21 protein-coding genes are annotated in these 19,191 nt (G+C 62.7%); 12 read left to right on the plus strand and 9 right to left on the minus strand.

The window, feature by feature from the left end:
* The first annotated feature begins 186 nt into the window (after positions 1–186).
* Positions 187–1,977 carry an acyl-CoA dehydrogenase gene (locus tag U4Y90_RS09645; RefSeq protein ID WP_321794350.1) on the plus strand — a complete coding sequence of 597 codons (1,791 nt, stop codon included), beginning with the start codon at positions 187–189 and terminating at the stop codon, positions 1,975–1,977.
* A gap of 59 nt (positions 1,978–2,036) precedes the next feature.
* On the opposite strand, the gene U4Y90_RS09650 is transcribed toward U4Y90_RS09645, so the two are convergent.
* Positions 2,037–3,329: a D-amino acid dehydrogenase gene (locus U4Y90_RS09650; protein ID WP_321794351.1), complete on the minus strand. Its 1,293-nt coding sequence runs from the start codon at positions 3,327–3,329 to the stop codon at positions 2,037–2,039.
* Positions 3,330–3,481: 152 nt separating this feature from the next.
* On the opposite strand from U4Y90_RS09650, the gene U4Y90_RS09655 reads away from it, so the two are divergent.
* Both U4Y90_RS09655 and U4Y90_RS09660 read left to right on the plus strand, forming a co-directional pair.
* A complete protein-coding gene (locus tag U4Y90_RS09655) occupies positions 3,482–3,970 on the plus strand; it encodes an Lrp/AsnC ligand binding domain-containing protein (protein ID WP_321794352.1) in 489 nt (162 codons plus the stop codon).
* Positions 3,971–4,037: 67 nt separating this feature from the next.
* Positions 4,038–5,165, plus strand: coding sequence for a PA0069 family radical SAM protein (locus tag U4Y90_RS09660; protein WP_321794585.1), 1,128 nt, complete (start codon positions 4,038–4,040; stop codon positions 5,163–5,165).
* 4 nt (positions 5,166–5,169) lie between these two features.
* On the opposite strand, the gene U4Y90_RS09665 is transcribed toward U4Y90_RS09660, so the two are convergent.
* Complete coding sequence (locus U4Y90_RS09665; protein WP_321794353.1) at positions 5,170–5,673, minus strand: hypothetical protein; 504 nt, start codon at positions 5,671–5,673, stop codon at positions 5,170–5,172.
* A 257-nt stretch (positions 5,674–5,930) separates the two neighbouring features.
* Between U4Y90_RS09665 and rpsP the strand changes: the two genes are divergently transcribed.
* The 6 genes from rpsP to U4Y90_RS09695 all read left to right on the plus strand — a co-directional run bounded on the left by rpsP (position 5,931) and on the right by U4Y90_RS09695 (position 10,149).
* Complete coding sequence (gene rpsP, locus U4Y90_RS09670; RefSeq protein WP_061136345.1) at positions 5,931–6,185, plus strand: 30S ribosomal protein S16; 255 nt, start codon at positions 5,931–5,933, stop codon at positions 6,183–6,185.
* A 54-nt stretch (positions 6,186–6,239) separates the two neighbouring features.
* Positions 6,240–6,974 (plus strand): ribosome maturation factor RimM, encoded by a 735-nt coding sequence (gene rimM / locus U4Y90_RS09675; protein ID WP_321794354.1) that lies wholly within the window; start codon positions 6,240–6,242, stop codon positions 6,972–6,974.
* A 25-nt stretch (positions 6,975–6,999) separates the two neighbouring features.
* Positions 7,000–7,770 (plus strand): tRNA (guanosine(37)-N1)-methyltransferase TrmD, encoded by a 771-nt coding sequence (trmD, locus tag U4Y90_RS09680; RefSeq protein ID WP_321794355.1) that lies wholly within the window; start codon positions 7,000–7,002, stop codon positions 7,768–7,770.
* A 129-nt stretch (positions 7,771–7,899) separates the two neighbouring features.
* Positions 7,900–8,286 (plus strand): 50S ribosomal protein L19, encoded by a 387-nt coding sequence (gene rplS, locus U4Y90_RS09685; protein ID WP_321794356.1) that lies wholly within the window; start codon positions 7,900–7,902, stop codon positions 8,284–8,286.
* A gap of 144 nt (positions 8,287–8,430) precedes the next feature.
* Positions 8,431–9,090 carry a CoA pyrophosphatase gene (locus U4Y90_RS09690; protein WP_415749320.1) on the plus strand — a complete coding sequence of 220 codons (660 nt, stop codon included), beginning with the start codon at positions 8,431–8,433 and terminating at the stop codon, positions 9,088–9,090.
* 120 nt (positions 9,091–9,210) lie between these two features.
* Positions 9,211–10,149 carry a CobD/CbiB family protein gene (locus U4Y90_RS09695; RefSeq protein WP_321794357.1) on the plus strand — a complete coding sequence of 313 codons (939 nt, stop codon included), beginning with the start codon at positions 9,211–9,213 and terminating at the stop codon, positions 10,147–10,149.
* On the opposite strand, the gene U4Y90_RS09700 is transcribed toward U4Y90_RS09695, so the two are convergent.
* From U4Y90_RS09700 to U4Y90_RS09710, 3 genes are read right to left on the minus strand one after another with little or no spacing between them, the layout of a single operon-like run.
* A complete protein-coding gene (locus tag U4Y90_RS09700; protein WP_321794358.1) occupies positions 10,150–10,473 on the minus strand; it encodes a DUF2007 domain-containing protein in 324 nt (107 codons plus the stop codon).
* A complete protein-coding gene (gene rsgA / locus U4Y90_RS09705; protein ID WP_321794359.1) occupies positions 10,470–11,396 on the minus strand; it encodes a ribosome small subunit-dependent GTPase A in 927 nt (308 codons plus the stop codon). The genes U4Y90_RS09700 and rsgA overlap by 4 nt, the downstream gene beginning before the upstream one ends.
* Positions 11,393–12,661: a M48 family metallopeptidase gene (locus tag U4Y90_RS09710; RefSeq protein WP_321794360.1), complete on the minus strand. Its 1,269-nt coding sequence runs from the start codon at positions 12,659–12,661 to the stop codon at positions 11,393–11,395. The genes rsgA and U4Y90_RS09710 overlap by 4 nt, the downstream gene beginning before the upstream one ends.
* A 101-nt stretch (positions 12,662–12,762) precedes the next feature.
* Here U4Y90_RS09710 and orn point away from each other — a divergent pair, with 101 nt between their 5' ends.
* Complete coding sequence (gene orn, locus U4Y90_RS09715) at positions 12,763–13,380, plus strand: oligoribonuclease (RefSeq protein ID WP_321794361.1); 618 nt, start codon at positions 12,763–12,765, stop codon at positions 13,378–13,380.
* Here the strand turns inward: orn and mog are convergent.
* Positions 13,377–14,003, minus strand: a complete 627-nt coding sequence (gene mog / locus U4Y90_RS09720; RefSeq protein ID WP_321794362.1) for a molybdopterin adenylyltransferase — start codon at positions 14,001–14,003, stop codon at positions 13,377–13,379. The two genes, orn and mog, sit on opposite strands and share 4 nt — an antisense overlap.
* Positions 13,981–14,595 carry a ribosome biogenesis factor YjgA gene (gene yjgA / locus U4Y90_RS09725; protein WP_321794363.1) on the minus strand — a complete coding sequence of 205 codons (615 nt, stop codon included), beginning with the start codon at positions 14,593–14,595 and terminating at the stop codon, positions 13,981–13,983. The genes mog and yjgA overlap by 23 nt, the downstream gene beginning before the upstream one ends.
* A gap of 215 nt (positions 14,596–14,810) precedes the next feature.
* Between yjgA and pmbA the strand changes: the two genes are divergently transcribed.
* A complete protein-coding gene (gene pmbA, locus U4Y90_RS09730; RefSeq protein ID WP_321794364.1) occupies positions 14,811–16,181 on the plus strand; it encodes a metalloprotease PmbA in 1,371 nt (456 codons plus the stop codon).
* Between the two features lie 56 nt (positions 16,182–16,237).
* Here the strand turns inward: pmbA and U4Y90_RS09735 are convergent, their stop codons facing one another.
* Together U4Y90_RS09735 and U4Y90_RS09740 are read right to left on the minus strand one after the other, a co-directional pair.
* Positions 16,238–16,735, minus strand: a complete 498-nt coding sequence (locus tag U4Y90_RS09735; protein ID WP_321794365.1) for a dihydrofolate reductase — start codon at positions 16,733–16,735, stop codon at positions 16,238–16,240.
* A 91-nt stretch (positions 16,736–16,826) separates the two neighbouring features.
* Complete coding sequence (locus U4Y90_RS09740) at positions 16,827–17,027, minus strand: hypothetical protein (protein ID WP_321794366.1); 201 nt, start codon at positions 17,025–17,027, stop codon at positions 16,827–16,829.
* A gap of 656 nt (positions 17,028–17,683) precedes the next feature.
* Between U4Y90_RS09740 and U4Y90_RS09745 the strand changes: the two genes are divergently transcribed.
* Positions 17,684–19,063, plus strand: a complete 1,380-nt coding sequence (locus U4Y90_RS09745) for a sigma-54 dependent transcriptional regulator (RefSeq protein WP_321794367.1) — start codon at positions 17,684–17,686, stop codon at positions 19,061–19,063.
* The last annotated feature ends 128 nt before the right edge of the window (positions 19,064–19,191 follow it).

Raw genomic sequence — 19,191 nt, forward strand, 5'->3', positions numbered from 1 at the left:
GCCGATCTTCAGCGTGGCCGATTACGGCCTCGTCGGCGATCTGTTCGCGGTCGTTCCGGAACTGGTGAAAGAGCTCGGCTAAACCGCGCCGTGCGAGTCGAACACTCGCCACAAACAAGAAAGGGCGCGACATACGTTGCGCCCTTTTTTTGTACCCGAATATCTGCAATCGGAGGAGACAAGACGATGAGCTATAGCGCCCCGGTCAAGGACATGCTGTTCGTAGTGAAGGAACTGGCGGATATCGACCGCATTGCCGCATTGCCCGGCCACGAGGACGCGGGCTTCGACACGGCGCAGGCCGTCGTCGAGGAAGCCGCGCGCTTCTGCAGCGAAGTGCTCGCGCCGCTGAACGTCGAGGGCGACCGCAATCCCAGCGCTTGGGCCAACGGCGAAGTCACGACGACGCCCGGCTTCAAGGACGCGTTCCGGCAGTTCGGGGAAGGCGGCTGGCAAGGCGTCGTGCATCCTGCGGACTTCGGCGGTCAGGGCTTGCCGAAGCTCATCGCGACGCCGTGCATCGAAGCGCTGAACTCGGCGAATCTCTCTTTTGCGTTGTGTCCGCTGCTCACTGATGGCGCGATCGAAGCGCTCCTCACTGCCGGCAGCGACGAGCAGAAGTCGCGCTATCTGCCGAAGTTCATCAGCGGCGAATGGACCGGCACGATGAACCTGACGGAGCCGCAGGCCGGTTCCGATCTCGCGCTCGTGCGCACGCGCGCGGAGCCGCAGGGCGACGGCGCATACAAGGTTTTCGGCACAAAGATCTTCATCACCTACGGCGAGCACGACATGGCGAAGAACATCGTCCATCTCGTGCTTGCGCGCACGCCCGATGCGCCCGAAGGCGTCAAAGGCATCTCGCTTTTCCTGGTGCCGAAGTTCCTTGTCAACGAAGACGGCTCGCTCGGCGAGCGCAACGACGTGCATTGCGTGTCGATCGAACACAAGCTCGGCATCAAGGCGAGCCCGACGGCCGTGCTGCAATACGGCGATCACGGCGGCGCGACCGGTTATCTGATCGGCGAGGAAAACCGTGGCCTCGAATACATGTTCATCATGATGAACGCGGCTCGTTTTGCCGTGGGCATGCAGGGCGTCGCGATCGCGGAACGTGCGTACCAACAGGCGGTCGCGTATGCAAAAGAGCGCGTGCAAAGCCGCCCCGTCGATGGCAGCGCGAAAGGGCCGGTCACGATCATCCATCATCCCGACGTGCGCCGCATGCTATCGACGATGCGAGCGTACACCGAAGGCGCCCGCGCGCTCGCCTACGTGGCGGCGGCGCACAGCGATCTAGCGCACGGCTATCCGGACGACGACGCGAAGAAGAGCCATCAGGCGATTTACGAATACCTTGTGCCGATCGTGAAGGGCTTTAGCACGGAAATGTCCGTCGATGTCGCGAGTCTCGGCGTGCAGGTGCACGGTGGCATGGGTTTCATCGAGGAGACGGGCGCGGCGCAGCATTATCGCGATGCGCGCATTCTGCCGATCTACGAAGGTACGACGGCGATTCAGGCGAACGACCTCGTCGGCCGCAAGACCGTGCGCGATGGCGGCGCCGCCGCGCAGGCGCTGCTCGCGCAGATCGATCAAACCATCGCGGCGCTCGCCGATGTCGATGGTCAGCCGTTCAAGTCGATGCATCGGCATTTGAGCGCGGGGAGCTTGTCGCTGGCGCGCGCGATCGAGTTCGTCGTTGCGAAATTCAGGAGCGATCCGAATGCGGTGTTCGCGGGCAGCGTGCCGTATCTGCGGCTTGCGGGCATCGTGCTGTCGGGCTGGCAGATGGCTCGGGCGATGCTCGTCGCCCATGCGAAGCGCGCGGAGGACGAGCGCTTCCATTCGGCGAAAATCGCGACGGCCGGGTTCTTCGCGGAGCACATTCTGGCGCTTGCGCCGGGGATCGAAGCGTCGATCGTCAGCGCGAAGGGCAACGAAGGCGTGCTCGCGCTGAGCGAAGATCAGTTCTGAAAACGACAAAGGCGCCTTCGATGAAACGAAGGCGCCTTTGCTCTCAGTTGCGAGGTGAATCAGGCGTTCGCGTATCCCGGACGCGTCTTCACGCCGACATCGCCGAAATAGCGATGCACCGACAGATCGTCCGCGCGGATCGCGGGCTGCTTGCCCGACATCAGATCCGCAAGCAGCTGGCCCGAACCGCACGACATCGTCCAGCCGAGCGTGCCGTGTCCCGTGTTCAGGAACAGGTTCGGCACCGGCGTGCGGCCGACGATCGGCGTGCCGTCCGGCGTCATCGGGCGCAGGCCGGTCCAGAATGTGGCGCTCGCGGTGTCGCCGCCGCCCGGGAAGAGATCGTTCACGCACATTTCGAGCGTTTCGCGACGCGCCTGCTTCAGCTTCTTGTCATAGCCGACGATCTCCGCCATGCCGCCCACGCGGATGCGATCGTCGAAGCGGGTGATCGCGATCTTGTACGTTTCGTCGAGCACCGTCGATACCGGCGCGCGGTTCGTATCGACGATCGGCGCGGTGATCGAATAGCCCTTCAACGGATAGACAGGAATCTTCACGAGATCGCCGAGCAGCTTCGGCGAATACGAGCCGAGCGCGACGACATACGAATCCGCGGTCACCAGTTCCTTGCCGCACTGCACGCCGGCGATGCGGCCGTTCGCGACGGCGAGCGCATCGATCGAGGTGTTGTAGCGGAACTTGACCCCGAGCGCTTCGGCCATCGCGGCGAGGCGCGTCGTGAACATCTGGCAGTCGCCGGTTTCGTCGTTCGGCAGGCGCAGGCCGCCCGTCAGCTTGTGCGATACGGCGGCGAGCGCAGGCTCGGCCTTCTTCAACTCGTCGGCCGTGAGGAGTTCGAACGGCACGTTGGCGTCCTTCAGCACGGCGATGTCCTTGCCGGCGCCGTCGAATTGCTGCTGCGTGCGGAACAATTGCAGCGTGCCGCCGGTACGGCCTTCATATGAAATGCCGGTGTCGGCGCGCAGCGCCTGCAGGCAGTCGCGGCTGTATTCGGCGAGGCGCACCATGCGGCCCTTGTTCACCGTGTAGCGATCCTGCGTGCAATTGCGCAACATCTGCCACATCCACTGCAACTGGTTCATCGTGCCGTCGAGGCGGATTGCGAGCGGCGCGTGCTTTTCGAACATCCACTTGACGGCCTTGAGCGGCACGCCCGGCGCGGCCCACGGCGATGCATAACCCGGGGAGATCTGTCCGGCATTGGCGAAACTCGTTTCGAGGGCAGGGCCGGCTTCGCGATCGATGACCGTGACTTCGTGGCCGGCGCGAGCAAGGTAGTACGCGCTCGTCACGCCGACGACGCCGCTTCCGAGAATAACGATTCGCATGTGATCTCCATCCAGATTCGATGAAACTTCCGCCTGAGCGTGCTTTAAGCTGATCGACGCGACAAACTGAAGCTCGTATAGTGTTATCGACTATGGTATGGACTTCGAGGCAGTTTTAGTTATTGTATTTGGTCGATTTTCAGGAAAAAGCAATGCGAACACAGCGAAATCCGGTCCGTGCGCTCGACAAGCTCGATCACAAGATTCTGAACATCCTGCAGGAGGACGGCCGCATCGCGATGAAGGACCTGGCGGAGCGCGTCGGGTTGTCCGTTACGCCGTGCATCGAACGGGTGAAGCGCATGGAACGCGACGGCGTCATCTTGGGCTACTACGCGCGCGTGAACCCGATGGAGCTGGGCGCGGCGCTGCTGGTGTTCGTCGAAATCACACTCGATCACAAGAGCGGCAACATGTTCGAACAGTTTCGGCGCGAAGTGCAGAAGATTCCCGAGGTGCTCGAGTGCCATCTCGTATCGGGCGATTTCGACTATCTGATCAAGGCGCGGATCGGCGAGATGGCGGATTATCGCAAGCTGCTCGGCGACATCCTGCTGCAACTGCCCGGCGCGGTGCAATCGAAAAGCTATGTGGTGATGGAAGAGATCAAGGAGACGCTGAAGATTCTCGTGGAGACGTGATTTTTCGCTTGCGATGAAACATCGATACTGTATATTTATACAGTATCGATTGCCGAGTCTGGTCGCAATGTCATCGCCTGATCGTGAATATCCCGTCGCGCCGCCCGCCCCGCTGAAAGGGCGCGGCGCGGTCACGAACATCCAGGGCCGCTACGAGAAAGACGAGCGCGAGCCGGTCGACGACGGCTGGCGGCACGCCGCCGATCCCGAGGAAGACGGGGCGCTGCCGTTGCGCACTCAGCTCTTCGAAGAGCGCGCGAAAAGCATTCTCACGCGCAACAGCTCGCCGGATATTCCGTTTTCCGTTTCGCTCAATCCCTATCGCGGCTGCGAGCACGGCTGCATTTATTGTTTCGCGCGTCCGACGCACAGCTATCTCGGGCTGTCGCCGGGACTCGACTTCGAAAGCCGCATATACGCGAAGATCAACGCGCCCGAACTCCTCGAGCGCGAGTTGGCGAAGCCGAACTACGAGCCCGAGCCCATCGCGCTGGGCGTCAACACCGACGCTTATCAGCCCGTCGAGCGCGATCTGCAAATCACGCGGCGCGTCATTCAGGTGCTGCACGATTGCGGCCACACGTTCGCCGCAATCACGAAGAGTTCGCTGATCGAGCGCGACATCGATCTGCTCGCGCCGATGGCGGAGCGTGGCCAGGTCATGGCGGCGATCACGGTCACGACACTCGACGCGGAGATCGCCCGCACGCTCGAACCGCGGGCGGCAACGCCATCGCGGCGTTTGCGCACAATCCGTGCGCTCGCCGAGGCCGGCATTCCAGTGGGCGTGAGCATCGCGCCGGTCATTCCGTTCGTGACGGAGCCGGACATGGAGCGTGTTCTGGAAGCGTGCGCCGAGGCAGGCGCGACGAGCGCGAGCTATATCGTGCTGCGTTTGCCATGGGAAGTTGCGCCGCTTTTCAAGGATTGGCTCGCCGCGCATTTTCCCGATCGTGCTGACCGGGTGATGAGTCGCGTGCGCGACATGCGCGGCGGGAAAGACTACGACGCGAATTTCTCGACGCGCATGAAAGGTGAAGGCTTGTGGGCCGACATGCTTAAGCAGCGTTTTCAAAAGGCGACGAAGCGCCTTGGTTTGAATGCGCGTCAGCGCGGTATTCTAGATATGTCCGAGTTTCAGCGGCCAGCGAAAAGAGCGGCGGGGCCATCCAGTCCGCAGCTCGACCTGTTCTGACTTCTCATTGCGACAGTGTTTTCGCCGCTTCGACCTGGCTTTCGAAGTAGGTCTGGAAGGTGAGCGCGAGACCGGTCATCAACAGGAATGCGCCGAACAGCAGCGAAAAGATCACGACGAAGATAACAGTCCATCCGGAGCGGCTTTCGCGTCCCGTGTGCGCGTTGAATTGCGCGTCCCATTTGGCATCCGGGCGCAGGCCATAGACGATGGCAGACAAAAAAGCCGCGAGCAGCGAAATCGCGCCCGGAAAGGCCAGCACCCAGCCGAGAATCGACGTGCGCTCCGTTTCGGCGAGCAGCAGATAGCCGAACGCGCCCATCACGATTCCGACGATATGCGCCCAGCCGTATTTGTCGCGCATTCCATACAGATAAAAGCGATGCAGGCCGATATAGCCGAACAGGAACGCCAGCGCGGCGGTCAGCGTCTTCGAGCGGAAATACGGCGGAACCTGCTTGCCGGCCGGCTTCGAGCCGGATTGCGTGGCGACGGACGAGGAAGTCATCAGCGAAAGCGGTGGTGGAAAAAGGCGGGCGCCGCTTGTGAGACGACGCCGGTCCGACATTTTACGCCCTCGACCGGGCGCGCCGCCCATGGCACATTGCCGCAGACGCGTGATTTCCGGTATCCGGAAACACATCGAATTCGTCCCGAACTTCGCGTCGCATCCAAAAAAAGCGTTAAGTGTTTGTTAGGGCGTCAGAATCCGGCTATAATCGCCTGTTCTCGTTGTTCCGAACCCCGGTTTTCAAGGATTTCAGCATGGTCATCATCCGCTTGGCTCGTGGCGGCTCGAAGAAGCGCCCGTTCTACAACATCGTTGCAACCGACTCGCGTAGCCGCCGTGATGGCCGCTTCATCGAGCGCGTGGGTTTCTACAACCCGGTTGCGACCAAGGGCGAAGCGCTGCGCATCGCTCAGGATCGCCTGACGTACTGGCAAGGCGTTGGCGCGCAACTGTCGCCGACCGTCGAGCGCCTCGTCAAGCAAGCTCAGCAAGCCCAGCCGGCTGCTTAAGCTCGCTGCGTCGACGCTGTAATCAAAGCTCGAAACCTGCCCAAAGGTTCGCCGATGTCCATGCGCGATTCTGAATCCGGCCGCGCATCGGAAAACGTCGGCCGAACGAAGCCGGGGCAAGATGAAGGTCCCGCCACGTTTGGCGCGTTCGTCCGCAAGCCGGGCGCGCGCCGCGTGGCGGTCGACGTTTCGAGCAATGTTTCTGGCGGCAGCAAGCCGGAAGCAGCACCAGAGCCGGTCGAGGCTTTGCCCGAGGACGCCGTCGAAGTCGGTTTCATCGCCGATGCATACGGTCTCAAGGGTTGGGTCAAGATCGTGCCGCACGCGAATGGCAAGCAGGGCGGCGACGCCCTTCTGAGCGCCAGACGCTGGTGGCTCGTCAAAGGCCGCGACCGCAAGTCCGCGCGCTGCCTGCAGTCGAAAGTGCACGCCGATACCATCGTCGCGCGCATCGCCGGCTGCGACGATCGCGATGCGGCGCTTGCGCTGAAGGGCCACACGGTGAGTATCGCGCGCAGCGATTTCCCGAAGCTCGCCAGCGAAGACGAATTCTACTGGGTCGATCTGATCGGCCTGGATGTCGAGAACGAAGCGGGCGTGGCGTTGGGCCGCGTCGCGGATCTGATCGACAACGGCGCGCATTCCATCCTCCGGATCGAGTATCCGAGCACGAACAAGGATGGCAAGGTCGTCACCGGCGAGCGGCTGATTCCGTTCGTCGGCGTGTATGTGAAGACGGTGGACCGGGCGGCGAAGCGTATCGTCGTCGACTGGGACGCCGATTATTGAACATCGGCACGTTACGGAGAGAGCGATGCAGTTCGATGTCGTGACGCTCTTTCCCGAGATGTTTCGCGCGCTGACCGACTGGGGCATCACCAGCCGGGCAGTGAAGCAGGAGCGGTTCGGTCTGCGCACGTGGAATCCGCGCGATTTCACCACGGACAACTACCGCACGGTCGATGATCGCCCATACGGCGGCGGCCCCGGCATGGTGATGCTGGCGCGCCCGCTGGAAGACGCGATCCACGCGGCGAAGGCTGCGCAGCGCGAGCAGGGCATCACATCGACGCGCGTCGTGATGATGTCGCCGCAAGGCGCGAAGCTGGATCACGATCGCGTGATGCGATTCGCGCAGGAACCCGGTCTCGTGCTGCTGTGCGGCCGTTATGAAGCGATCGATCAGCGCCTGATCGACCGCGAAGTGGACGAAGAAGTGAGCCTCGGCGACTTCGTGCTATCCGGTGGAGAAATCCCCGCGATGGCGCTGATGGATGCCGTGGTGCGCCAGTTGCCGGGCGTGCTCAACGACGCGCAATCGGCGGTGCAGGACAGTTTCGTCGACGTATTGCTCGATTGTCCGCACTACACGCGTCCGGAAGAGTACGACGGCGTGCGTGTTCCCGATGTGCTGCTCGGTGGCCATCACAAGGAAATCGATGCCTGGCGCAGGCGCGAAGCATTGCGCAACACATTCAACAAGCGTCCCGATCTGATCGAACGGGCGCGTGGCAGCAAGATGTTGAGCCGTGCCGACGAGGCGTGGCTCGCGGAACTCGCGAAGGAAGCGTCGAAGCCTGCCTAGGCTTCGAGCGGACGAGCGGGAAAATGGGGGCGTCGAGTCGCATCGGCGCCTGAAGCAAACCCATCCTCTACCGGGGCCTGACTCGATTCAAGGCACACAACTCCGGCAAGATGGCACAAGGAGTCAGTAATGAATCTGATTGAGCAACTCGAGAAGGAAGAGATCGCACGCGTTCTGGGCGAGAAGACCATCCCCGACTTCGCGCCGGGCGATACCGTCGTCGTCAACGTGAACGTGGTCGAAGGCACGCGCAAGCGTGTCCAGGCTTACGAAGGCGTCGTCATTGCGAAGCGTAACCGTGGTCTGAACTCGAACTTCATCGTCCGCAAGATCTCGTCGGGCGAAGGCGTCGAGCGTACGTTCCAGACCTACTCGCCGCTGCTCGCAAGCATCGTCGTGAAGCGTCGTGGTGATGTTCGCCGCGCGAAGCTCTACTACCTGCGCGAGCGTTCGGGCAAGTCGGCTCGAATCAAGGAAAAGCTGGTCTTCAAGGACAAGTCTGCTTCCGCAGAGTAAGTCCCCGGCCAGACGCAGTACGAAAAAAGCACCCTCGCGGGTGCTTTTTTCTTTGGTGTGTTCAAATTGAGTCTTCGACAGCCCCGTTCTCGACCCGTGTCCACCGGAAAGATTTCGACTCCCCGCATCCTCGAACCCGAACAGATGCCCGTCCTGTCGACGGGTGAAGCACTCCCGCCGGTTCCGGCCGAACGCCTCACGCCGGAAGGGCTGCGCGCGCGTTTCGCGATGAATCTCGACTGGACGCAGGAAGAGCGCGAACAGCGCATCAAGGCGATCGGCGGCGATCCGCGGGTGGCGTCCGTGCTCGTGCCGCTCGTCGTGCGCGAGGGCGGGTTGACCGTGCTACTGACGCAGCGTGCCGATCATCTGTCGGATCATGCGGGGCAGATCAGCTTTCCGGGAGGCCGCCGCGAACCCGAGGACGCCGACGCCGCCGCCACCGCGCTGCGCGAGGCTTACGAAGAAGTGGCCTTGGGCGCGGAACATTGCGAGATCATCGGTGCGATGCCCGAATATCTGACGGGCACGGGATTCAAGGTGACGCCCGTCGTCGCGCTGGTCTATCCGCCTTTTACCTTGAAGGCCGATACCCGCGAAGTCGCCGATATCTTCGAAGTGCCGCTCGCCTGGCTGATGAACCCGGCGAATCACGAAGTGCGTGTGTTTCGCTGGGAGGGGGGCGAGCGTCGTTTTTTTGCCATGCCTTATTCGCCGGGCGAAAGAAAGGCTCCTTATTTCATCTGGGGCGCAACGGCGGGCATGTTGCGTAATTTTTATCGCTTCCTCGCGGCTCGCGCATGACGGCGCGCGAAGCCCGCGCGCCCGCGGCGCCTTGCGCGATTAGCTCGCGCGCTAAAGGCGTCGGGTGCTGTGCTATCGTTACGCGAAACTCGAACTAATCCGACTGTTTCGGCGCTTCGCATGACTTTTTTCTCCGTATTGCTGGCTCTCGTCATTGAGCAAATGCGCGCGTTATCGCCGCACAATCCGATTTCGGCGTTGCTTCAATATCATGCGGAATCCACCGCGCATGGTTTCGATGCCGGCAAGGAGAAGCACGGCATCGTCGCGTGGCTGGTGGTGGTTTTGCCGTGGACGCTCTTCGTCGGGCTCGTTTACTACGTGCTGTACCGGATCAACTTCGTTCTGGCGTTTCTGTGGAACGTGGTGATCGTGTACTTCACGCTCGGCTTCCGGCAGTTCAGCCACTATTTCACCGATATCCACCTCGCGCTCAACAACGACGACGTGCCCCGCGCGCGTGAAGTGCTGCACGAATGGACCGGCATCGACACGGTCGACATGCCGGTCAGCGAAATCGTGCGGCATACGCTGGTTCACGCGGTCGTCGCGTCGCACCGGCATGTGTTCGGCGTGTTCTTCTGGTTCCTGATTCCGATCGGTCCGGCCGGCGCGGTTTTGTATCGCATCGCGGAATATCTGGCGCGGGCGTGGTCGAAGCCGAATCCCGAACGTACCGCCGAGTTCTCGTCGTTCGCGCAGCGTGCCTTCTTCGTCATCGACTGGATCCCCGCGCGGCTTACCGCACTCGGTTTTGCGATCGTCGGCAACTTCGAGGATGCGATCTATGCATGGCGCAATCACGCGCGCCAATGGCCCGACGCGAACGAAGGCGTGTTGCTCGCGGCGGGCAGTGGTGCGCTCGGCGCGCGTCTCGCGGGACCGCTGGCCGAGCCGCTGTCTGTCGAAGCGCTCGCCGTCGGCGATGCCAGTCCGCTGCCCGTCGGCGATGACTGCACGCCGCGCACGCTGCAATCGGCCGTCGGCCTCGTGTGGCGCGCGGTGATTCTTTGGATGCTGCTGCTGTTGATGCTGACGATCGCCGTGTGGCTCGCGTAGTCAGTCGTCGAGAGGATCGCGCGCCGTCTGGCAATTCCAGCACACGGTGAATTGCGGCTCCAGCCATTCTCCGCATTGCCTGCATTTCCAGGGCCGGGCGTTCGCGTCCGGCCCTTTTCTCGCGCGCTCCAGAAGGCGCAGTGCCAACGCCTCGTCGCGATCGTCGACGATCCATATTTCCGGCGCGCACTGATCTGCCGGAATCTCGCCCATCGCGCCATTCAGATAGCGGTTGTGCAGCTCGCACGGCACGCCCGCGGTCGCCAGCACGTTCACCCAATGCTGCGCCGTGATCAGGTTGGGCGCGCGCGTGAGCCGCTTCATCGAACGATCTGGCTGGCTTCGTGGACGAGCTGTGCGTAGAGCGCGTGACGTTCGGGGCGAATCTTGCCCGCTTCGACGGCTTCGAGCACCGCGCAGCCGGGCTCGTGCAGATGATGACAGTTGTAGAAGCGGCAATGTCCGAGGTAAGGCCGGAAATCGGCGAAGGCGCGCTCCAGTTGGCCTTCCGAAAGATGATGCAGACCGAATTCCTGGAAACCGGGTGAATCGATCAGCGAGCCGCCGCCGGGCAAGTCGTAGAGACGCGTGAACGTGGTCGTGTGGCGGCCGCTGTTGAGCGCCGATGAAATTTCGCGCGTGGCCGCGTCGGCGTCGGGCACGAGCAGGTTCACGAGCGTCGATTTGCCCATGCCGGACTGGCCGAGCAGGATCGTCGAGCGGTCTTTGAGGCGTGCGTCGAGTTGTGGATGAACATCGCCGGGCGCCATCTTCGCCGATAGCTCGATCACCGCGTAGCCGAGTTCGCGATACGGCGCGAGACGCTCGCGCGCGAGCGGCAGCGCGCCTTCGACGTCGATCTTGTTGAGCACGATCAGCGATTCCAGGCCGTGCGCCTCGGCCGCGATCAGCGCGCGACCGAGCAGGTCTTCGCTGAAATGCGGCTCGGTGGCCAGCACGATCAACAGTTGATCGAGATTCGCGGCGAAGAGCTTCGACTTGAACTGATCGGAGCGATAGAGCAGATTGCGTCGCTCGCCGATTTCGACGATCACGCCCTGATCCGCCGACGACTGCGCATATATCACGCGATCGCCGACGGCCACTTCGCTTTTCTTGCCGCGCGGGAAGCACTGGAGCATCGCGCCGCCATGTTCGGGCGTGACGAGATAGTGACGTCCGTGCGCGGCGATCACCGTGCCTTCGAGCGGCGCGCCCGCGCCCGAATGCCTGAAGCCGCGCGTCATGCGGCGTGCTGCATCAGGCGGTCGATGCGCTGCGAGGCGGGCGGGTGCGAGTAGTAGAACGCGGTGTAGATTGGATCGGGCGTGAGCGTCGACGCGTTGTCCTCGTAGAGCTTCACGAGTGCGTTCACGAGATCCTTCGGATCAGTCTGGCTCGCGGCGAAGGCATCGGCTTCGAATTCGTTCTTGCGCGACGTCAGGCTGCCGAGCGGCGTGATGAAGAACATGAACACCGGCAGCACGAGCATGAAGAGCACCAGCGCAAGTCCGTTGTTGCTGCCGACGAGCGAGGGCCGCACGCCCAGGCCTTCATAGAACCACGTCGTCTGGATGAGCCAGCCGAGCAGCGCGAGCATCGCGAGACTGATGCCGAACATGACGACCATCAGCTTCAGCACGTGACGGCGCTTGAAGTGGCCGAGCTCGTGCGCGAGCACGGCTTCGATCTCGCTGCCTGAGAGGCGCGCGAGCAGCGTGTCGAAGAACACGATGCGCTTCGCTGCGCCGAAGCCGGTGAAATACGCGTTGCCGTGCGCCGAGCGGCGGCTGCCGTCCATCACGAACAGGCCTTTCGCGGCAAAGCCCGTGCGCGACATCAGACTGGTGATGCGCGCGACGAGCGCTTCGTCCTTCAGCGGCTCGAACTTGTTGAAGAGCGGGGCGATGAAGGTCGGATAGATGATCATCGCGAGAAGCTGGAAGGCGACCCACACCATCCACGTCCACAGCCACCAGAAGGTGCCGGCGCGGTCCATCAGCCAGAGTGTGAGCAACAGAAGCGGCGCGCCGATCACGACGGCGAGCGCCGTGCCCTTCACGAGATCGACGAAAAAGAGCTTCTTCGACATGCGATTGAAGCCGAACTTCTCTTCGATGACGAAATGGCGGATGTAATCGAACGGCAGGTCGATGATGCCCGTGATCGCGACCACCGACGCCACCAGCGCGATCTGCCCGGCATAGCCGCGGCCGAGCCAGTCCGAAATGGCGAGATCGAGGGCCTGGACGCCGCCGAGCAGCGTCAGCGCGACGAGCACGACCGCGCTCGTGACGACTTCGATCATGGTGAGGCGGGTGCGCTCGACAGTGTAGTCCGCGGCGCGCTGATGCGCGGTGAGCGGAATCGTGCCGCTGAACTGCGCGGGCACGCCGTTGCGATGCGCGGCGACGTAGCGGATCTGGCGCGACGCGAGCCACAGCTTGGTCGACACCATCGCGACGAGGGCGACGACGAATATCGTCGAGAAGGCGAGAGTGAGATTGGTCATCCGGGAATTCCGATTGAACTATGCGAGAATTATAGGTTCTAGGCCGTGCCGGCGCGCTCAGAAACTGTGCGGCATGGCTTTCCACCTCTCAGGCCGCTTTCATGACCGACATCTCCGCCACCCCCGAATCAGACGAAGCAGACGACAGCGCGCTCGTGCGCAGCGACATGAACCTCGTATGGCTCGACATGGAGATGACGGGTCTCGATCCGGACAACGATCGCATCATCGAGATCGCGGTCGTCGTGACAAATTCGACGCTCGACAAAATGGTGGAAGGACCGGTGCTCGCGATTCATCAGACGGACGAAGCGCTCGGCCGCATGGACGAGTGGAATCGCAACACGCACGGCCGCTCGGGGCTGACCGAGCGCGTGAAGGCGTCGACGGTCGATGAAGCTGAAGCCATGCGCCAGATTCGCGATTTTCTCGGTCAATACGTGCCGCCCGGCAAGTCGCCGATGTGCGGCAATTCGATTTGCCAGGACCGCCGCTTCATGGCGCGCTGGATGCCCGAACTGGAAACGTTCTTCCACTATCGCAATCTCGACGTCAGCACCTTGAAGGAACTGTGCCGCCGCTGGCAGCCGGCGATCTACAAGGGTTTTCAAAAGCGCGCGATGCACACGGCGCTCGCCGACATCCACGAGTCCATCGACGAACTCAAGTATTACCGCGAGCATTTTCTGATTCCACCGGCGCCCGCCGCTGCGTCTTAATTCTTCGGCGGGCGGATCGCGTTTTTCGGACGGAACACGGCGACCACTTCGGGCCGCGTCTCGATATACGGCCCGCCGATCAGATCGATGCAATAAGGCACGGCCGCGAAAATGCCCGGCACTTTCGTCTTGCCGTCCGTGTCCTTCAAACCTTCGAGCGTTTCGCGGATCGACTTCGGCTGTCCGGGCAGATTGATGATCAACGCGGCGTGATCGTCCGTTTCGCGAATCACCGCGACTTGCCGCGAAAGAATCGCCGTCGGCACGAAATTCAGGCTGATCTGGCGCATCTGCTCGCCGAAGCCGGGCATCGGCTTCGTGGCGACGGCGAGCGTCGCCTCGGGCGTCACGTCGCGGCGCGACGGGCCGGTGCCGCCAGTTGTCAGCACGAGATCGCAGCCGTGCGTATCGACGAGTTCGACGAGCGTCGCTGAAATGGTCGCGGCATCGTCCTGGATCAGACGCGTCTCGGCTCGAAACGGTGTCGTGAGCGCTTCGCCGAGCCAGTCCACGAGCGACGGCAAGCCTTTGTCCTCGTAGACGCCTTGCGACGCGCGATCGCTGATCGACACCAGTCCGACAATCAGTTCGTCCGGGTGATTACGCTTGCGTGCCGTCGTCACGATCGTCCTCGTCGCCTTCGATTTCTTCGTCGTCTTCCGCGCCCGCGGCGTTCTTGATCCACTGGAAAATCTCGCGGTAATAGCGCGGCGGCTTCTGCTGCTCGCGTTCCTTGCGCGCGTTGCGGATCAGCGTGCGGCCTTCCTGCGGATCGACGCCCGGATGAGTGCGGATGAATTCGGTGAGCGCGGCGTCGTCGGCCAGCAGTTGTTCGCGCGTGCGCTCGATCCAGTGCAGGCGCGCCGTTTCACCCTTGTTGACACCGCGATGCGTGTCGAGCGCCGTACGCAGCGCCGCGATTTCTTCTTCGGCGAGCGAGCGCATCAGCTTGCCGACGTACTGCAACTGACGGCGCTTGCCTTCGTGGTCGGTGATCCGGCGCGCCTCGCGCACGGCATCGCCGAGATCCTCGGGCATCGGCATGCGCTTGAGCGCGTCCTTGGGCAGCGCGATGAGCGCTTCGCCCAGCTCCTGCAGCGCGTGCATTTCGCGCTTGAGCTGGGATTTGCTCGGGCGGTCGTAGCCGTGGTCGTCGGCTTCGCGAGCGTCGTCGCGGCCGGAATCGATCGGTTGGATGCGGGTTTTACGGTTCATCCCGACATTGTAGCTTGCGGCCCGGTCGCGGCCGCATACTCGCGGCCGACGCTGCGACAAAGCTTGGCGGGTGAATGCACGCGGTCCTTGCTATGATCGCGTGATACGCCGATCCCGTTGCCCGATGCTCGACGACGAGCGCTCCGAGCCGGGCATCCCGAAGCAATCACGACATGCGCGGGCGCGACACGCCCGACTTCCAAAGGCAACCAAAAATGGCAGCAGACATGGACGTCAAGCAACGCTACTTCCCGCATACGCAGGACGAGCTGAAGGAGATCGCCTCCGACATTCTGCGCTACGCGAAGGAACTCGGCGCGAGCGATGCCGCCACTGAAATCTCCGAAGGCGACGGCTTGTCGGTGAGCGTGCGGCGCGGTGAAGTCGAAACCATCGAGCACAATCGCGACAAGATGGTCGGCGTGACCGTGTTCATCGGCAAGAAGCGCGGCAACGCGAGCACCGCGGACTTCACGCGCGACGCGTTGCGCGACACCGTCGCAGCCGCGTACAACATCGCGCGCTTCACGGCGGAGGACAGCGCGGCGGGCCTCGCGGAAGCGGAATTGCTGGAAAAGTCCCCGCAGGATCTGGATCTCTATCATCCGTGGGACATCGACGCCGAAGAGGCCGCCGACATCGCGCGCCGCGCGGAAAGCGCAGCGTTCGCCGTCGACAAGCGCGTGACCAACTCCGAAGGCGCGAGCGTCTCCGCGCAGCATTCGCAGTTCGTGCTCGCGACCTCGCGTGGCTTCATGGCAGGCTATCCGTACTCGCGCCATTACATTGCGTGCGCGCCGATCGCGGCTGCCGGCCGCGACATGCAGCGCGACGACTGGTACACGTCGAAACGCGACGCCTCCGCGCTCGCCGCGCCGGAAGCGGTCGGCCGTTACGCCGCGGAGCGGGCCCTCGCGCGCCTGAACGCGAAGAGCCTCGACACGCGCAAGTGCCGCGTGCTGTTCGAAGCGCCGCTCGCGGCCGGCATTCTCGGCGCGTTCGTCCAGGCGGTGAGCGGGGGCGCGCTGTATCGCAAGACCACGTTCCTCGTCGACAGCCTGGGCAAGCCGGTGTTCGCGCCGCATATCCAGATCGTCGAGGACCCGCACGTGAAGGGCGGCATGGGCAGCGCGCCGTTCGACGAAGAGGGCGTGCGCACGCAGCGTCGCAACGTCGTCGACGATGGCGTCGTGCAGGGCTATTTCCTCTCGACGTACTCGGCGCGCAAGCTCGGCATGCAGACCACCGGCAACGCAGGCGGCTCGCACAATCTGACGATGACGAGCACGCACACGAATTCCGAAGACGACTTCGAGGCGATGCTGAAGAAGCTCGATACCGGCCTTTTGCTCACCGAACTGATGGGCCAGGGCGTGAACTACGTGACCGGCGACTATTCGCGCGGCGCGTCGGGCTTTTGGGTCGAGAACGGCAAGATCGTGCATGCCGTGGAGGAAATCACGGTGGCGAGCACGCTGCAGGAGATGTTCCGCCACATCGAGGCGATCGGCGCGGATACCGTCGTGCGCGGCACGAAGGAAATCGGTTCGGTGCTGATCGAGCGGATGACCGTCGCGGGCCAGTGATCCGCGTCGATTGAAGATGAAAGGCAAAGGCTCCGGAACGCGTCCGGAGCCTTTTTTCATTCCGACGACGCAATGCGCTCGTAGGTCACGAACGCGAACGTGAAATCGTTCGGCGCGGCCGCGCGATGCGTCTCGCGCGACACTTCGCGCCACAACTCCGGATCGGGCGCGGGAAAGCGCGTGTCGCCGTCGAAATCGGCATCGATCTCGGTGATGATCATCTTGTCCGCCCGCGCGATCGCGTTCTGATACAACTGCGCGCCGCCGATCAGAAAGGCTTCCTTGACCGGCTCGAGCGCGAGCGCGGCTTCGAGGCTCGTCGCGACGTCGCACCCTTCGTAGCGGCGTGTGCCGTCGCGCGACACGACGATATTGCGTCGCCCCGGCAGCGGCCGGCCGATCGATTCATGCGTCTTGCGGCCCATGATGATGGGCTTGCCCATCGTCGTGCGCTTGAAGAACGCGAGGTCCTCGGGCAGGCGCCAGGGCAGTTGGTTATCGCGTCCGATCACGCCATTGCGCGCGCGGGCGACGATCAGGGTCAGCGTCGTCATGTGAAAGAGGGTCGAAGCGAACAGGCGCGCGCGGGTCGCGCGCCGCCGGGGCCTCGATTCTAACCCCAACTCCCGGACGGCCCGCGCGGACTCACGCTTCCGGCGACTCGTCGGCGAGCGGCGTTGTCGTGTGCGAGGGGGAGGGCGCGATCTCGTCCCATAGCGTCACACTGATTCCGGAACCGGTCGGGCGATTGGCGGGCGAGCCCGTCTCGGCCAGTTCGTCCGCGTCCTCGCCGATTTGATGCGTGCCGATTGCTTCGCCGCGCCTGAATGAACTATCGAGTGCCATCTTGACGACAAAATCCAAGGTAATTATTCCCGGGGCTGAAACATTCGGAAATAAAGTAATCGTCCGGCCGGTATGACGATTAAGCAGAAGGTGAATGCAGGGAGAAATATGAACGATCGTTCTATGAAGGGTATTTCTTACCTTCCGGCGCGCTCCAAATTTAGCGAATTACGTGCCATGTACCGGGAAGCTTTACCACGCAACGGTTAGCGAAAATCGGACGAATGCGCAGCGCAAAAATTTCGATGAAAACGTTTCACCGTTGAAACATGAAGGCAGAAAAACATGAAATTCTCGCGAAATCGGTATAAGATTTTGTCTTATTAAATTGTGCGCAAAGTTTTTAATAATCGTGTGAGAAATTCTTGCTAAGCCCGTCCTATCAAGGTTTTGTGGCTAATCCGGCGGCTCTCGCGATATTTGTTTTCGGGGTTTCTGCGTTATAGTAGTCTCTCAAAAACGGCACAGAATCAGACATAAAGGGTTTCGTGGAAGGGTGCGTGGTGTTTCGCGCCGTGTCCCGGGGGCGACGTATCAAGTGGCAAGTCCCTCGCCAGACGTTTGCGAGAAACGTGCGAGGGCAACGAATTCTGCGATGTAGCGCGAGCCTGAACTACGTGACCTTTTCAACGAATGTTGAACAAAGGATCTGAATAATGGACGTCGCTCGGCGGCAACTCATCTATGTGACTCGCGAACCAAGCGAGACGCTGTGCGCGCGATTCGAGGAGCGCGGGTGGCATATCGAAATCGTCGCGAGCGCGCGCGACACGCGCAAGGCTTTGCGCAGCGATCTGGCGACCGGCGGGCTGCTGGATCTGTCGTGTCATTTCGAATCTCATGAACTGGCGGCGTTCGAATCGTCGCTGACGATGACCAACGTGGGCTGGGTCGCGGCAACCGTTGCCGGACAACTCGAAGACGCCGCCGTGCGTCGCGTGATTCGCGACTATTGCTTCGATTACGTGACGCTGCCGACGTCGAACGACCGCATCGTCGATTCCGTGGGGCATGCGTACGGCATGGTGTCGCTGCACGACGCCGCATCGAACGATGCGCGCAGCGAGGGCCGCGCCGAAGGCGAGATGGTCGGTTCGTGCGACGCGATGCTCGCGCTGTTCCGCTCGATCCGCAAAGTCGCCATGACCGACGCGCCCGTGTTCATCTCGGGCGAATCCGGCACAGGCAAGGAACTGACGGCCGTCGCGATTCACGAGCGCTCAGCGCGGCGCGATCAGCCTTTCGTTGCGATCAACTGCGGCGCGATTCCTGCGCATCTGCTGCAATCGGAGCTCTTCGGCTACGAACGCGGTGCATTTACGGGCGCGAATCAGCGCAAGATCGGCCGCGTGGAAGCGGCCAACGGCGGCACGCTGTTCCTCGATGAAATTGGCGATCTGCCGCTCGAAAGCCAGGCGAGCCTGTTGCGCTTCCTGCAGGAACGCAAGGTGGAACGCTTGGGCGGCCACGGCTCGACGCCGGTGGACGTGCGCATCATTTCGGCGACGCACGTCGACATGCAGACCGCGATGATCGAAGGGCGCTTTCGTGCGGACTTGTACCATCGCCTGTGCGTGCTGCAGATCGACGAGCCGCCGCTGCGCGCGCGCGGCAAGGACATCGAGTTGCTCGCGAAGCACATGCTCGACCGCTTCAAGAAGGATGCGAGCCGGCGTCTGCGCGGCTTCTCGCCCGACGCGATCGCCGCGATCCACAACTACGGCTGGCCCGGCAACGTGCGCGAGCTCATCAACCGCGTGCGGCGCGCGATCGTGATGTCGGAAGGACGGCAGATCACCGCGCGCGATCTCGAGCTCGGCGAGTATGTCGAAGTCGCACCGGTTTCGCTCGCGCAGGCGCGAGAGGCGGCCGAACGGCAGGCGATCGAACTCGCACTTTTGCGCCATCGTGGACGTCTTGGCGACGCGGCGCACGAGCTAGGCATCTCGCGAGTGACGCTGTATCGGCTGTTGAGCGCGCATGGGATGCGGCACATCGAGGTCGATGCGCCGTCGGAGCATGCGACGCGCGGCTGACCGCGAAGTCGCCGACATTTACCGGACGGGCGCTTTCAGGCGCCCGTTTTTTCGTGCCGATGCTCCAAGCGCCGCCACCCGGCGCTTGGTAAAATCTCGTCTTTACGCCTTCCGTTCGCGAGGGCGCG

This window comes from Caballeronia sp. J97, assembly GCF_905220305.1.
Taxonomy (GTDB): Bacteria; Pseudomonadota; Gammaproteobacteria; order Burkholderiales; family Burkholderiaceae; genus Caballeronia.

Bases quoted from the DNA above. Each gene is read 5' to 3' on its own strand.
- U4Y90_RS09645 (WP_321794350.1), top strand. From the start codon at position 187: ATGAGCTATAGCGCCCCGGTCAAGGACATGCTGTTCGTAGTGAAGGAA.
- U4Y90_RS09650 (WP_321794351.1), bottom strand. From the start codon at position 3,329: ATGCGAATCGTTATTCTCGGAAGCGGCGTCGTCGGCGTGACGAGCGCG.
- U4Y90_RS09655 (WP_321794352.1), top strand. From the start codon at position 3,482: ATGCGAACACAGCGAAATCCGGTCCGTGCGCTCGACAAGCTCGATCAC.
- U4Y90_RS09660 (WP_321794585.1), top strand. From the start codon at position 4,038: ATGTCATCGCCTGATCGTGAATATCCCGTCGCGCCGCCCGCCCCGCTG.
- U4Y90_RS09665 (WP_321794353.1), bottom strand. From the start codon at position 5,673: ATGACTTCCTCGTCCGTCGCCACGCAATCCGGCTCGAAGCCGGCCGGC.
- rpsP (WP_061136345.1), top strand. From the start codon at position 5,931: ATGGTCATCATCCGCTTGGCTCGTGGCGGCTCGAAGAAGCGCCCGTTC.
- rimM (WP_321794354.1), top strand. From the start codon at position 6,240: ATGTCCATGCGCGATTCTGAATCCGGCCGCGCATCGGAAAACGTCGGC.
- trmD (WP_321794355.1), top strand. From the start codon at position 7,000: ATGCAGTTCGATGTCGTGACGCTCTTTCCCGAGATGTTTCGCGCGCTG.
- rplS (WP_321794356.1), top strand. From the start codon at position 7,900: ATGAATCTGATTGAGCAACTCGAGAAGGAAGAGATCGCACGCGTTCTG.
- U4Y90_RS09690 (WP_415749320.1), top strand. From the start codon at position 8,431: ATGCCCGTCCTGTCGACGGGTGAAGCACTCCCGCCGGTTCCGGCCGAA.
- U4Y90_RS09695 (WP_321794357.1), top strand. From the start codon at position 9,211: ATGACTTTTTTCTCCGTATTGCTGGCTCTCGTCATTGAGCAAATGCGC.
- U4Y90_RS09700 (WP_321794358.1), bottom strand. From the start codon at position 10,473: ATGAAGCGGCTCACGCGCGCGCCCAACCTGATCACGGCGCAGCATTGG.
- rsgA (WP_321794359.1), bottom strand. From the start codon at position 11,396: ATGACGCGCGGCTTCAGGCATTCGGGCGCGGGCGCGCCGCTCGAAGGC.
- U4Y90_RS09710 (WP_321794360.1), bottom strand. From the start codon at position 12,661: ATGACCAATCTCACTCTCGCCTTCTCGACGATATTCGTCGTCGCCCTC.
- orn (WP_321794361.1), top strand. From the start codon at position 12,763: ATGACCGACATCTCCGCCACCCCCGAATCAGACGAAGCAGACGACAGC.
- yjgA (WP_321794363.1), bottom strand. From the start codon at position 14,595: ATGAACCGTAAAACCCGCATCCAACCGATCGATTCCGGCCGCGACGAC.
- pmbA (WP_321794364.1), top strand. From the start codon at position 14,811: ATGGCAGCAGACATGGACGTCAAGCAACGCTACTTCCCGCATACGCAG.
- U4Y90_RS09735 (WP_321794365.1), bottom strand. From the start codon at position 16,735: ATGACGACGCTGACCCTGATCGTCGCCCGCGCGCGCAATGGCGTGATC.
- U4Y90_RS09740 (WP_321794366.1), bottom strand. From the start codon at position 17,027: ATGGCACTCGATAGTTCATTCAGGCGCGGCGAAGCAATCGGCACGCAT.
- U4Y90_RS09745 (WP_321794367.1), top strand. From the start codon at position 17,684: ATGGACGTCGCTCGGCGGCAACTCATCTATGTGACTCGCGAACCAAGC.